This window comes from Pseudomonas crudilactis, from assembly GCF_013433315.1.
GTDB lineage: Bacteria > Pseudomonadota > Gammaproteobacteria > Pseudomonadales > Pseudomonadaceae > Aquipseudomonas > Aquipseudomonas crudilactis.
The window spans coordinates 107,935-120,041 of the sequence record NZ_WXVV01000026.1 but is presented as its reverse complement, the minus strand read 5'-3'; the positions used below and the strand labels follow the sequence as shown (position 1 = coordinate 120,041).

Genomic DNA, 12,107 nt, shown 5'->3' with positions numbered 1-12,107 from the left:
CCTCGTCGCCGAAAGCAGCGAAAGCGAATACCGCAGCTACGTCTACGAACCCGGCACCTTCCGCCCGCTGGCATTGCTCGACGGCAAAGGCCCGAAAAAAGCCTGCCCGTTCTACTACCAACTCGACCACCTCGGCACCCCGCAGGAACTCACCGACTACAGCGGCGACATCGTCTGGTCCGCGCAATACGACGCCTACGGCAAAGTCGCCGCTCTGACCCTGGCCGGCGAGGACTACCTGAACCAGCCGCTGCGCTTTCAGGGGCAGTACTTCGATGCGGAAAGCGGCCTGCATTACAACCGGCATCGGTACTACGACCCGAGGTTGGGGCGGTATCTGACACCGGATCCGATCAAGTTGGCCGGTGGGCTGAATCAGTACCAGTACGTGCCGAATCCGACGGGGTGGGTGGATCCGCTGGGGTTGAATTCCAATTGTCCGCCGCCGAATAAGCCTGGGTGTGAGGCGCCGGGTGGGATTGGCGGGGCCAAGGTTGATGAGGATGAGCCGAAACTACCGAACATTGCTCACAATATAGATCCAAAAACTTTGAAGCGAATACATACAATAGAGGGAAAGACCTCAACCAAGACAGTCGAGGATTATAAAAATAAAATGCGCAACGGGTACGATCCAGTAGATCCCATCGATGTCTTAGAACATGACGGCAACCTGTATATTCTTGACGGACACCATCGCGCAGCAGCCGCACGGCAAACCTCAACAAATGTGACAATCAAACTCATAACCGACCTTATAAAATACGACAGAACTCTAAACAGTATTGAAGATGTAATAGAGTCAGCAAACAACGTAGGTTTAGACAGATTGGAGCATCGGAGAAGAAGATGAGCGATCAAAATGAAACTTTGGACATCCTGATAAATGACTTCATCTCCATGGTGGAGTCCAGCACGCTGATATTTGAGCGCAAATTTGGCACTCGAGACATTCGAAGGCTTTGGCGCACCAAGGTAATCAAGCGATGCGGGAGAGTTACTCGAGGCGTTAAATATGAATTACATGGTATTGGCTGCCGCATCAATTTATCGACAGGAAGCGTAGATTTCGACTATGGCCCTAACGGTGAAATCAATGGATTTGATACTTGGCGCCTATACAACTTTGCCCGTGAAAGACCCTCTAAACATAGAAAATATTGCGATGAAGAAACCATTAAAAAAGAACTCAAAGAATATATAGAGCAAAAAAAAATCAAAAAAATGTCAGGCATAAGTAATCTGTATGTATTGGCTGACTCAAAAGATACCGATTAGACACGACCACAAAAAGGGCCTGCTCACTCAGGCCCTTAAAACCAATTCCAGACTTTCAACCCAACCTATTCCCCTCACTGCTCATCCTCATCCTCTTCATACTCCATATCCGCCTCATCCGAATCATTCAACGGCACCGTCGCATCATCCATCAACGACCCCGGATCCTCATTCCCCGGATCGTTAATAAATGGCAATCCACTCGAACCTTTTTCTTCCTTGCCTTCGGTTTCAGGAGTCATGGCAACCTCGTCATTTCAGGGAGTGTATGAGGTTCGAAAAGCCCTACAGCCAATCGTTCCAGATTCTGATCAGCAAATACAAAAAACCCGGCACAACGCCGGGTTTCCGTTTAACCCTCCATCAATGATGGCGGTTTTTATGTTTGTTCTTGTGCTTGTGGCCACCACCCGAATGAGAGCCACCATCGTCACCGAGGTTATTACCGACCGCACCGCCGGCCGCGCCGCCCAGCCCTGCGCCGATGGTCGACCCGGTCGAGCCGCCGAGGCTGTTGCCGACGACCGAGCCACCCGCCGCGCCGAGACCACCGCCAATGGCCGCCTCAGTTCGATTGCGTTTATTCGCCCCGACGGCACTGCCCGCCGCGCCACCAACACCCGCACCTACCGCCGCGCCAGTACTGCCACCGAGTTGTCCACCGACCACATTGCCGAGCGCGCCGCCCAGTCCGCCACCCACAGCGGCGGTGCCATCACCAGCGGCCATCGCCCCTTGTGCTACCAGCAAACCGAAAAACAGTGCAGATAATGACAAGCGCATATGAACCTCACAGTTCCCGAAGCGGGACAGTCCGCCCAGACATGGGCCTATGTGAGATTGGAGACGCAAACGGGGAAAACGTTCAGCCATGAAAAAGCCCGACTTCGAGCCGGGCTTTTTCTGAAAAACGATCAGTCTCAGTGACGCTTGTGACCTTTGGACAAGTTGCTGCCCACTGCGCCGCCAGCTGCGCCACCCAGGCCTGCACCAATCGTGGCGCCGGTTCTGCCGCCCAGGCTGTTGCCGATCACCGAACCACCGGCTGCACCGACACCGCCGCCAATCGCCGCTTTGGTCCGGCTACCCTTGCGCGCCGCCATTGCGCTGCCTGCCGCGCCCGCGACGCCGGCGCCAATGGCCGCGCCAGTGCTGCCGCCCATTTTCTGACCGACGACATTACCCAGTGCGCCACCCAGACCACCGCCCAGCGCAGCAGTGCCATCACCGGCAGCCATTGCACCTTGAGCAACCAGAAGCCCCAGAACCAGAGCGGGCAGTGTTAAACGCATGACGTAAACCTCAAAAATAGGGATGACAAAAAGGGCCGGGGTTTAATGCCGTCGCCGCGCAAAAGTCCAGCCGAAATCAGAGGTTTCGCGCGCTCAGCGCCGATTGGACAGCGATTCTGAAAAAGGTTTTATGACAGGCAAAAAAAAGCCCGCTGGGGAGACGGGCTGGAGACTTGCTTTCTAACGGATGGCTTCACCCTACTGCGGCAGACGTGAAAAGTTTGTGAAAGCTCAGAGAATTCATCGCCATCGTCTGTAAGAAATTTCTTCACGCATTCAGCCACAAAAAACCCCGCGCAATGACGGGGTTATTCAGAATAATGATTATTTTCTGGATCGCGTGGTGACCCTGGGGAGAAATTTCGCCTTTGGTCCTTTGGGTGCCGCAGATTTGATCTTTCCGGTCTGAACCGGATCCTCGCCAAAGCCTGCCTGGTACTCGGTCTGGCCGCACCGTACGCAGTTGTTGAAGGAAAATTCAGCGCCATCGTCTTCGATATACGGATCAGTCATACCTTCGCCCCTTCGAAACAGGTCAACACCGGCAAAACCCTTTTGCCTGAAAAAATATCGACCTCCAAGGCTTTTGAGACTAGTCGGTCATTCCTGGACTTGTAATTCAGATCAGCTGCCCCCCGACGAATGGACTGCAAAAATTAAACGCACCGATGAACTGTGATCTCAAGCCACAGGGCTGATCGCCGACAAAAAAAGCACCCATTCAACCTCTGAATGGGCTCACAAGCCTATTGAGCGGAACTCAGCGCAACTTCACCGCCGTCCCCGTCGCGAACACCACCACCATCCCGCCCTTGCCGCCGGGCATGCTGATCTCGAAATCCACCCCGACCACCGCATCAGCCTGCAGAGCACGCGCACGCTCCCGTATTTCTTCGGTCGCCTGAATACGTGCCTCCTTCAAAGCCCGCTCCAGCGTCTGCGACCGCCCACCGAAAAAATCGCGCATACCGGCAAACATGTCACGGATCACATTGACCCCCTGCACCGATTCGGCACTGACGATGTCCAGGTATGCCGTGATCTGTCGGCCTTCAATGGCGTGAGTGGTGGAAATGATCATGGAATGTCGTCCCTATATGGATGAATAAATCCGCGATTGTAATAGCTCAAAGCGGAGTTCAAGCCGAAGCCAATAAAATCCAGACACCAGAAACCACAAAACCCCTGACTTCTTTCGAAATCAGGGGTTTTGTGTACTGAATGTGGCGGTGAAGGAGAGATTCGAAACTACCCGTTTGCGCTTTTTTTAGCACACCCCCCCGGTTTATAAGGGCTGCAGAGGAGCGAGATTTTTAATCTCAGTCCCATGTCAGTCCCATTGGTTTTGCGCACCAGGTGGCAAAACAGGGTCGCGAAAGCCATTTCGACGTTTTATGTTGACCCATGGGAATAAGGTAATTTTGGTAATACAGCGCGAGCCGACCTCTGGAAGCCTTGAAAATCGTGGCGTTGAGAGAATTCCTCAAAGGTAATCATTTGGTAAGTATGAAGTTAGAAAATTACCTTTCCTACGAGTAATCCCTACTAGCCCTCAAACCCAGTAAAATTGGGCACTTCAGAAATTATTACCCCAACTCTTACCAAAAATTACCTCATGAGGTAATGACTGAAAGCCAGGCACTACAAGGGCTGTAGCCCATTTCTATATCTCGCTTACCAAAATTACCTTTTTCCCAGCCCACGTTTGAAAATATCCATACGGCGATCCAGCTGAATTGGACGGATGTTGGACGGAAGGTAAGCTCAGATTCAGTAACCTCTGAGCTGATCCCACGCCCCCATGACGGCATTTCATTTTTTTGTAAGGTCCTGGACGACCTTTACTAAAGCGCCAGCGAGTTCCACCAGATTGGAAGGGACCGGCTCATTTTTTTCTTGAACTTCTCTTTGGCCAAAGTACCTCGTTGCAAATTCTCGCTTAACTTCGTTTCTGTCGTCATCGGATAGCGTCGCGAGAAATGGGTCTATCGACGCAATTTCCAATTCGGACTTTCGCATCGCTCTTTCATTTTTTTGATGTTGAGCTACTCGGATAGCTGCAAATCCAGATAGCAATACAAAGGGTGTTGAAATCAAAAATTGTCTAATAACAGAAGGGAGAGTGATTGGTAGGTCATAAGTGAATGCGAAGAATACACAGCCAACAGTAATCCATATTAACATTGCGACTACGGCCACTATGCTCCAGATAAAAGCCTGCTTTCGCTCTTCATTAGCTGTTTTTTGGAATCCATGTGCCATTCCTGTATTTGCGATAATGCCCACTAGCTTTTGTGCGTACTCTAGTTGAGTAGCGATTTTATGCAATGTATCTTCAGCTGCTCCTCGCACGTCGGAAGACAAGTCTGAAAGTTGTCTGGTTGCGTTTGCACTGAGCTTTTCGAAGGTTTGAATATATCGCTCTTTGACTGCCTCATACTCATGTTGTCGGGATTCCTCATTGGCTTGTGCGGTAGCTTGTCTCGATTGTTCCGATGCAGCAAAGTCACTTTGTCTGGTTTGCTGGGAGTCCGAAAATTGTTGCTGATAAGCAGAGATTGCTGTGTCGAGTCTTTGCTTCTGATTATTAATTTCGTTATGAGTGTCTACTATTTTTTGCTGCAGATCATTTTGTCTTATGCTTAGCTCTTCAAAATCCTCAGTGATCGACGAAAAAAGCTTGGATATAGATCTCTTATATTCAGCGGACGTTTTAAACATGTCCTCTATTGCGGTCGCGCTTTGAGAAGGTATTTGAGTGATCTGAATGCAGCACTGATCTAATAAAACTAGCGCATTTAACCAATGAGAAAAATTATTATTTTGTGTATAGTTTGCGATACTCTGCAGTGCACCTTGCAAGTTGTCATCTAAGCTGTCGAGTACGCTTGCGGGTGTTAGTAAAGGGTCAGACTGATTTATGCGTTGGCTTACATAGGCTACAATTGCCTTGGCTTTATTGAATGCTTCTGCTGATTGCAGCTCAAGCTTGCTGGATTTATCAATTGCCTTTAATAAACTATCAAAACTTTCTAAAGTTCTGAATATATTGTGATCCGCAATTTGTTCCGGCCGATTACTCATGGCTATCCTTAGATTTTATATTGCACTATGTGCGAAGGCTGAGCTTGACCCCAAATGCCCCCGACGGATTAACCTTCAACGAGGTTGTTTTCGCCCGCATGATCCATTTCTCATTCCTCGTCCAAATCTTCAGGGCGAACTCTTATTATCGTAGCGCATTCGGCGTCAAGTCGAACCGATACACCGACTCATCACCGTCCCGTAATGCTACTTCCAAAGCTAGATTGCGTTCACTGGTACTCTGGATGCACTGATACGCTTACCGTGCCTCAGCATACTGACTCCTGTAGAGGATCTGCCCCGGAACAGATAAAGAAAGCGAGCGATCACTTGCATTTTCAGCCTATTGATCCAGCCACGGGGGGCCACGAGAGGTGGATTTGCTCTCTTGCGTGTGACGATGCTGACAAATGAAAGACGTTACGTCGACTCCAATTGGCGAAAGTTCGGCGGGGCTTGGTCTAGCCGGGTGGAATGGTTTGTTGTGCTCGCTTAAATTTTTCCGAAAATCGGGCTCGTTGAAAAAATAAAAGATGCCTTACGATCGGTTTTCGTCTCTCCAACCCTTATAAAACGTGACTTCCCATTAGGGTTACCATCCGGCGAGCGATGTAATTATCCGTTTCGAAAACTTCAATTGTTTGCAAAACTTTGCAAATGGTGCAATAGCCCGGTGCCCCCTCCCACTCCGCAGTGCGTAACGCGCACCGCTTTGTTTGCATAATTGACGTCGTTGCACAAAAAAGGGATCCGACGCTCGCCGGCGGGAGGGGGATAAGTGCTTTTTCAGCTGTTTTTTTATGAGCGGTGGGATTTTCCAGAGACAACCGGACGGCCTTCGCGGTGACGCCAATGCCGTCAATCGCCGAGTAGATGTAGCCCCATTCGCCTGCCGATATACTGTTTGTATATACAGCCATTCGAAAAGGTAGGCATTCCCGATGAATAGAGAATCTGCGGAAGCTATAACCCCGCTGTCGTCCGGGGTTGCGCAATGGCGGGTCATGCTGCGCGATGAGGAGGCGTTGCTCGCAATGCCTGGCGCCCATCACAAAGCGTTGCTCAGGCAAGCGAATGCGCTTCACCAGGGCCAAGTGATTGACGCTGACGAACTTGCCGACTTGCTTGAGTTGGCGGATGCGGCGCTGGCCTACGCGGTTGAGTCGTTACTTGATCTCGACGCTGACGAGTAGGAGAAGCCATGCACGTACTGGTCACGCCTACGCGCATACGTGGTGTAGCGCTGGATCCGAAGGAGCGACGCCGCTGCCCGGCGATCCGGGGCAACGTCATGGTGAACGCTACTCACTGTCATGAGCTCGGACGCGCAGCTAACGTTGCCCGCGTTGAGGTGGGAATGCCGCTTGATCCAGATCCGTTGCCACCGCTTCTAGACGCGACGCTGGCGGGAATGGCGGTAACGGGCTTTGTGTTGAGCGGTATTGAGTACATCGATGGTTGCGCATACCCTCAAGCTTGGTGGTGTAGACAGGAATAAATCATCGCCAGGTGAGACCAAACGCTATGCGTGTGAATGAAAACCATTGGATCAAATGTGAAAATAATAAAAGCACACTTCAAGGATAGGATATGAACCCGGACTGGAATTCGTTTTTCAGCACTCTCTCACAATCTGCAGCTGCAATTGTAGGTATTTTCGGCGCTTTCATTATCACTAAGATATTTTCTAATCAGACAGTATTCTATGAAAAAAAAGCCAAGCTCAGCGATTTGTTGGTTCAAGCTCAAAAAATCAAAGACAACGCGAAAGACTACGATGTTACATGGTACAACGATCACTACAATAAACCCGAATACAAAAAATTTCATCACTACCTAGACAAGCACTTCACTGGTTGCGAATCAATCGAAGATGTCACCGAGGATGTTTTGAATGAGTTTATTATTAATAATGACTTCTCAGAGCTATCTGATCGCAGCGAAATCGAATTTGAGCTGCTCTTCATTACAAAATGTATATTCGAAGAGAATAAATTAATTCGTGAGAAGCGAGAGGCTGATGAGAAAGCAGCAAAGGAACGAGCCAAAACAATATCCCCACTTTCAAATTACTTCGAAAGTTTTGATGTGACGGGCTTGGCCGATGCCGTTTCATACCTTAACCAAATGGATATGTACGGAAATCAAGGGGGGCGCACCTTCTACTTAACTTGTGGTGACATCGGGACGCTGTCCCCCGGCACGCTGACTATCTTCAAAGATAATTTTTGCAAAGTGTATCGTGAGGCCAAGCATCATTCTCGGCTATCAGCTGATTTTTTGACCTCCGTTAGAAATAACCCAGAGTCCCCTAGGCAGATAGGACTCGCGCTCATACTAGTACTCATGATTTTCTTCTTAGGAATAATTTATCCTTTGAGCTTCATCCCTGCTATTGGGAAACCTGTACTAGGATTTTCTTTGCCTATAATCTATGCAAATGTATTTTCTTTTAAAGGTTTTCTCTTATGCGTTGTAGGCCTTGCATTTAGTTTTACTGTAGCACTATTTTTTCATACTCATATTCGCATGAAATACCCCAAAAGTGAGGTTGCAGAAGTAGAGAAACTCACGGATGTTACATACTATTGCAGCACATTTAAATTTTTCGACGAAGCTGACTAAGCATTACAGTGTAATATTTTTTAATCTTGCAGATAATTGCAAGGCTTTTCTGGCGTCGTCGGTAAACTCCATCGCACTTGCGGGGCTGGGCGCCGGCCCCGGGACATGAGTATGTGCGGCTAGCTGACTACTCAGTTGTTGCACTAATTCAATGAGTTCAATTACTACCTGCAAAACGTTGACACTTTCTGATCCTATCCACGTTTTGGGCGCTAGTAGCTTTTGATTTTTACCTGCCAAACTCTGACGCGCCCCTTCAATACGCTCCCGCATATCTCCCCCTACCGTGGCGTTGTGCTTCTGCCCCACAACCAAATTCAGATCTCGGCCGGTCGCCTGGTGCAGATCGTCCACCGCCGCCAGGCTCGCGGAACCGCCCGACATCAGCTTGAGCGCGCCCAGCGCCTCGATCTTTTTCACACCACCTACAGTCTCGGTCGAATGGTCGTCCACCGCCCGTGTATGGCTCTGGAACTGCTCGCGGTTGTCTAGGGCTTCGACTTCGCGCTCGATTGCCTGATCTCGGATCTTGCCATCGGTCTGGCGTAGCCAGTTGCCGTCGGCGTCGACACGCTGCTGGGCGGCAGCGCTGTGTTGCCACACCTGATCACCTTTCGGCACCTTCGGCATGCTCAGCCCATGCGGCAAGATCGATTGGATGTAGGGCTTGTTCGGCAGGCCGTAGGCGAAGCACACCACGACCCGCGTGCCTTCCTCCGGAAAGGCATAAATACCCATTTCCTCGCCACCGGTGGGCAGCGGTAAAGGAACGCCAGTGAGCGGCGGCATGGCCGGGTCTGGTTCATCGTCGGCGCCGAGTACTTCGATGTCCACGGCGTAGCGCGGACGGAAGTCGTCGCACAGTCCTGCGTCCGCCGGCGCGTCAGCCACGGCGACCACCCGGGCAAATCGCGGAAGGTGATAACCACCGGTGAGTTCGGGGAATTGGCGCTCTACAGCGCGGCGGATTGCGTCTTCCATCGGATAGCCATCTGGTCATTGGAGAGCGTCACCGTGGTGATGCGCTCGCCGTGGTTTATCGTTGCACCTGGTCGCAACCCGGGAAGGGCCGCGACCATCGCGCTCTGGTTGCCTTGGTAGCCGTCGAACAGCTCCGTGGGAATTTGCAGCGGCGCACGGGCGCCAAAAAAACTGTCGGCCCAACTGCCGGCGAAGACTTCACCGTTGCCCAACTGGTGCCAGGTGAAGTCGGGAATGCTGAACACTCGGGCCAAACTATCCATAGCCTGGTAACCGGCAGCGAGGCTGTAGAAATACGGCGCCTTCACGCTGGTATAAGGCCGATCGGGAACACGAAAGCGCAGCCCGGTCTGTTCGCTGACCTGAGCCAGCACGGCGCGCAGATCCACATGACGTAGGTTCAACGGCAACGGGTTGGCAAGTACGGCGGCCAGCTCACGGCAGAACAGCACCTGTTCGACCGCGTTGGCGGCCGTGCAGCGCTCGACGTAGCCGATGAAGTGCCGTTGCAGCGTGCCCTCGTTGTAGCCGATATCCAGCGTCACCAGCCCTTTCAGCGGCACAGGGGATTGAACTGTGAAATTCGCCCGGCCGGGGCTGATAGCGTCCAGCCTGACGTCCTCCTTGATGAGAGCGATCGGGGCGCCGTTGATGGAAAGTATCTTGTGCAGTTTCACGTCTGCTCACTCCCAAGCCACTTATCCACACGTCCCAGCACTTTTTCGAAGCCGCTCAGCGCGGGGTTGTCGTTGGTTGCGTCCCCGGCGGCGCCTTCGCCGACCGTACTGCCCGGGGCGCCCTGAGCGTCTACCTTGTTGCCGGCGCGCCGGCCTTCGACTTTCTCCGGGTTCGATTCACGTTCGCTCAGCGTGAACTGCACAAGCCAGGCTTTCAGGGTGTCCGCTTCCCGGGCACTGACGCCGTCGGAAAACTCCACCTGACGCACGCCGAAAGCTTCGGCCGTGTCGTTCACAATCCGATATAGATGCAACTGACCGCCGCCGGCGGTGGCTTCAACCATGCGCAACAGATCCGTCAGCTGGGTTTTATCCACAAAGGGAATCATCAATGAGACGGCCAGCGTCTTAGGCTTGAAGCCTTTGTGAGCCTTGTCGGTGTTGCTGGTCTGGCCGGACATGTCGCCGCTTTCGATTCGCAGGTTGGCCGTGACTTTGAGGTTCTTGCCTTGGACTTTTTGCCCGTCGAGTAGCAGCGTCATAGGCCCACCAGTTCCTGGACGAAACTCAGCCCTTCTTTGCTGCCGACCAACAGCAGGCCGGCGCACTGAATCCATTCGTGGCCCGGGGCGTCGCCGTCCAGCAGTTCGCGGCGTAGTTCGCCGGCAGTGCCCGGGCCGATCAACCGCGCGCGCATGCTGACGTCAGGGTTGCCCCCGGCCAGCAGGTCTTTCAGGTCAGCCAATTGTTTATCTCGCCCCTGCTGCTGGGCGCTCTTGCGAGCTGCCAGAGCTGCCAGATCGGCCAACGGCGAGCTGTCGGCGGCATAGCCTTCCAGCACGGCTATTTGCCCCGCCATCGACTGTTTAGCGGTTTTGATGACCGTGCAACGCTCCAGCGGCAAACCCTGCCAGCGCGGCAGAGTTCCGGCGCCGGGGATCTCCCACTTTTCGCTCTCCAGTTTCACCAGGTGTTGCGCCCGGCGCTCGGTGCGCACCAGGTCAGGGATCGGCAGCAGAGCATTGAATCGCGCCAAGCTGCTGGCCAACTGTTCGAGGCGCGTGCCTAGGAACAGGATCGACAACGCGTATTGCGGCCCAGTCGGACGCCCGCTGTCGCTGGCGTCTTCCAGTTTCTTGGCGAGATGTTCCAGCGCGTTGGGCGCGGACAGAAAGCGCTGATAGCCGGCGCCCTGGCCAACGCCGCTTTGAAATGGCGTCACGACCAGGCACGCCGGAACCTGCCCCATCTGCTCGGCCAGCGCTGCGCGTCCGGCCGCGATCGCGCCTTTTGCTGCATCACCGACCGGCCCCGGGTTGGTGTTGGCCAGTCCACTCAGGCCAGCCAGCCGCTGGGCGGTGCTGGCCAGTTCGCCACCGGCCAGATCCTTGGCCGCTGACAGCCCGGCCATCCACTGCGTGGCCTGCTCCGGCCAGCGCATTGTCACCGGTGCCCAGGTCATGCCGGCGGCGTCCAGGTGATGGCTTTCATTGCCTTCAGATTTTTGTCTTTCTGAGCCTTCGCCACAGCCTGGCGCAGTGTTTCCGCGTGCTGCTGCGCCGCTTGCCGGAAGCGCACCAGGTCAAGGCTGACTTTCTGCAACTGGGCGATGGTATGCGGCCGGAAGGCCTGCACCTGGTCGACGTCATAGCATGGGTAAACGTCGTCCAGACCCAGCAGCACCTGGCCGTTTAAATTCACCTGGTCATCGATCGCGCTGCTGTAGTGGAATGGCTCGCCCAACGCGCTGGAATTGAAGCCGCCGGCGATGTAGGCCGCGCAGTCAGCAGCGATTGCTTGGAGTTTCTTTTCACGCAGAGCAGCCAGCACAGCGTCGATGTCATCAACCCATCCGCCATTCTTCCAGACCTGATTAGGCCCGGGCTTCTTCATGGTGAAACCCGCCGGCACCCCTTCGAAGCCTTCCAATGTTCGCGGCTCGCCGGTGTCGGTGCTGTACACCACAACGCCGCCGAAGTAATCCACCAACTGCCAGGCCTTACCGTTCCACCACGCGGCTTTGTGTTCCGGAATCGCGGGCGGCTCCGCTTCGACGCATCCGCCAGGAATCAAATAAACGCCTGGCTCCAGCGGCGATTCTTCAGCCTTCACGGCACCAATGAAGATACCGAGGTGGTCGGTCTGGAATACGAGTTTGTCAGTCATGCTC

Annotated in this window: 16 protein-coding genes; 5 read left to right on the top strand and 11 right to left on the bottom strand. The window is 53.2% G+C overall.

What is annotated here, in order from left to right; genetic code table 11:
- Both GTU76_RS30300 and GTU76_RS24995 read left to right on the top strand, forming a co-directional pair.
- On the top strand, nt 1-853 hold an 853-nt coding region (locus GTU76_RS30300; RefSeq protein ID WP_180699841.1), incomplete at its 5' end, for an RHS repeat-associated core domain-containing protein.
- Nucleotides 850-1,278: a DUF6896 domain-containing protein gene (locus GTU76_RS24995; RefSeq protein ID WP_180699840.1), complete on the top strand. Its 429-nt coding sequence runs from the start codon at nt 850-852 to the stop codon at nt 1,276-1,278. The genes GTU76_RS30300 and GTU76_RS24995, both read left to right, overlap by 4 nt.
- Nucleotides 1,279-1,352: 74 nt before the next feature.
- Here the strand turns inward: GTU76_RS24995 and GTU76_RS24990 are convergent, their stop codons facing one another.
- The 6 genes from GTU76_RS24990 to GTU76_RS24965 form a co-directional block, all read right to left on the bottom strand.
- Complete coding sequence (locus tag GTU76_RS24990; RefSeq protein WP_007914082.1) at nt 1,353-1,520, bottom strand: hypothetical protein; 168 nt, start codon at nt 1,518-1,520, stop codon at nt 1,353-1,355.
- Nucleotides 1,521-1,641: 121 nt separating this feature from the next.
- Nucleotides 1,642-2,061 (bottom strand): glycine zipper domain-containing protein, encoded by a 420-nt coding sequence (locus GTU76_RS24985; protein WP_007914081.1) that lies wholly within the window; start codon nt 2,059-2,061, stop codon nt 1,642-1,644.
- A gap of 137 nt (nt 2,062-2,198) precedes the next feature.
- Entirely contained in the window at nt 2,199-2,570 is a 372-nt protein-coding gene (locus tag GTU76_RS24980) for a glycine zipper domain-containing protein (RefSeq protein ID WP_016983669.1), read from the bottom strand.
- 324 nt (nt 2,571-2,894) lie between these two features.
- On the bottom strand, nt 2,895-3,083 hold the full coding sequence (locus GTU76_RS24975) for a hypothetical protein (protein ID WP_016985529.1): 189 nt from the start codon (nt 3,081-3,083) through the stop codon (nt 2,895-2,897).
- 247 nt (nt 3,084-3,330) lie between these two features.
- Nucleotides 3,331-3,651, bottom strand: coding sequence for a YbjQ family protein (locus tag GTU76_RS24970; RefSeq protein ID WP_016985528.1), 321 nt, complete (start codon nt 3,649-3,651; stop codon nt 3,331-3,333).
- Nucleotides 3,652-4,382: 731 nt separating this feature from the next.
- The gene (locus GTU76_RS24965; protein WP_180699839.1) at nt 4,383-5,654 is read right to left on the bottom strand and encodes a hypothetical protein; all 1,272 of its coding nucleotides are present in this window, start codon (nt 5,652-5,654) and stop codon (nt 4,383-4,385) included.
- 941 nt (nt 5,655-6,595) lie between these two features.
- Between GTU76_RS24965 and GTU76_RS24960 the strand changes: the two genes are divergently transcribed.
- The 3 genes from GTU76_RS24960 to GTU76_RS24950 all read left to right on the top strand — a co-directional run bounded on the left by GTU76_RS24960 (nt 6,596) and on the right by GTU76_RS24950 (nt 8,279).
- Entirely contained in the window at nt 6,596-6,847 is a 252-nt protein-coding gene (locus GTU76_RS24960; protein WP_246376143.1) for a hypothetical protein, read from the top strand.
- Between the two features lie 8 nt (nt 6,848-6,855).
- The gene (locus tag GTU76_RS24955; RefSeq protein WP_180699838.1) at nt 6,856-7,152 is read left to right on the top strand and encodes a hypothetical protein; all 297 of its coding nucleotides are present in this window, start codon (nt 6,856-6,858) and stop codon (nt 7,150-7,152) included.
- A 92-nt stretch (nt 7,153-7,244) separates the two neighbouring features.
- Entirely contained in the window at nt 7,245-8,279 is a 1,035-nt protein-coding gene (locus GTU76_RS24950) for a hypothetical protein (protein ID WP_180699837.1), read from the top strand.
- Nucleotides 8,280-8,282: 3 nt separating this feature from the next.
- Here GTU76_RS24950 and GTU76_RS24945 read toward each other — a convergent pair whose 3' ends face one another.
- From GTU76_RS24945 to GTU76_RS24925, 5 genes are read right to left on the bottom strand one after another with little or no spacing between them, the layout of a single operon-like run.
- Nucleotides 8,283-9,260 (bottom strand): hypothetical protein, encoded by a 978-nt coding sequence (locus GTU76_RS24945; protein ID WP_180699836.1) that lies wholly within the window; start codon nt 9,258-9,260, stop codon nt 8,283-8,285.
- Nucleotides 9,233-9,937, bottom strand: a complete 705-nt coding sequence (locus GTU76_RS24940) for a hypothetical protein (RefSeq protein WP_180699835.1) — start codon at nt 9,935-9,937, stop codon at nt 9,233-9,235. The genes GTU76_RS24945 and GTU76_RS24940 overlap by 28 nt, the downstream gene beginning before the upstream one ends.
- Complete coding sequence (locus tag GTU76_RS24935) at nt 9,934-10,479, bottom strand: baseplate complex protein (protein ID WP_180699834.1); 546 nt, start codon at nt 10,477-10,479, stop codon at nt 9,934-9,936. Before GTU76_RS24935 ends, GTU76_RS24940 begins: the two co-directional genes overlap by 4 nt.
- Nucleotides 10,476-11,399, bottom strand: a complete 924-nt coding sequence (locus GTU76_RS24930; RefSeq protein WP_180699833.1) for a hypothetical protein — start codon at nt 11,397-11,399, stop codon at nt 10,476-10,478. The genes GTU76_RS24935 and GTU76_RS24930 overlap by 4 nt, the downstream gene beginning before the upstream one ends.
- Nucleotides 11,396-12,103 (bottom strand): DUF4376 domain-containing protein, encoded by a 708-nt coding sequence (locus GTU76_RS24925; RefSeq protein WP_180699832.1) that lies wholly within the window; start codon nt 12,101-12,103, stop codon nt 11,396-11,398. The genes GTU76_RS24930 and GTU76_RS24925 overlap by 4 nt, the downstream gene beginning before the upstream one ends.
- Nucleotides 12,104-12,107 lie beyond the last annotated feature (4 nt).

Bases quoted from the DNA above. Each gene is read 5' to 3' on its own strand.
- GTU76_RS24995 (WP_180699840.1), top strand. From the start codon at position 850: ATGAGCGATCAAAATGAAACTTTGGACATCCTGATAAATGACTTCATC.
- GTU76_RS24990 (WP_007914082.1), bottom strand. From the start codon at position 1,520: ATGACTCCTGAAACCGAAGGCAAGGAAGAAAAAGGTTCGAGTGGATTG.
- GTU76_RS24985 (WP_007914081.1), bottom strand. From the start codon at position 2,061: ATGCGCTTGTCATTATCTGCACTGTTTTTCGGTTTGCTGGTAGCACAA.
- GTU76_RS24980 (WP_016983669.1), bottom strand. From the start codon at position 2,570: ATGCGTTTAACACTGCCCGCTCTGGTTCTGGGGCTTCTGGTTGCTCAA.
- GTU76_RS24975 (WP_016985529.1), bottom strand. From the start codon at position 3,083: ATGACTGATCCGTATATCGAAGACGATGGCGCTGAATTTTCCTTCAAC.
- GTU76_RS24970 (WP_016985528.1), bottom strand. From the start codon at position 3,651: ATGATCATTTCCACCACTCACGCCATTGAAGGCCGACAGATCACGGCA.
- GTU76_RS24965 (WP_180699839.1), bottom strand. From the start codon at position 5,654: ATGAGTAATCGGCCGGAACAAATTGCGGATCACAATATATTCAGAACT.
- GTU76_RS24960 (WP_246376143.1), top strand. From the start codon at position 6,596: ATGAATAGAGAATCTGCGGAAGCTATAACCCCGCTGTCGTCCGGGGTT.
- GTU76_RS24955 (WP_180699838.1), top strand. From the start codon at position 6,856: ATGCACGTACTGGTCACGCCTACGCGCATACGTGGTGTAGCGCTGGAT.
- GTU76_RS24950 (WP_180699837.1), top strand. From the start codon at position 7,245: ATGAACCCGGACTGGAATTCGTTTTTCAGCACTCTCTCACAATCTGCA.
- GTU76_RS24945 (WP_180699836.1), bottom strand. From the start codon at position 9,260: ATGGAAGACGCAATCCGCCGCGCTGTAGAGCGCCAATTCCCCGAACTC.
- GTU76_RS24935 (WP_180699834.1), bottom strand. From the start codon at position 10,479: ATGACGCTGCTACTCGACGGGCAAAAAGTCCAAGGCAAGAACCTCAAA.
- GTU76_RS24930 (WP_180699833.1), bottom strand. From the start codon at position 11,399: ATGACCTGGGCACCGGTGACAATGCGCTGGCCGGAGCAGGCCACGCAG.
- GTU76_RS24925 (WP_180699832.1), bottom strand. From the start codon at position 12,103: ATGACTGACAAACTCGTATTCCAGACCGACCACCTCGGTATCTTCATT.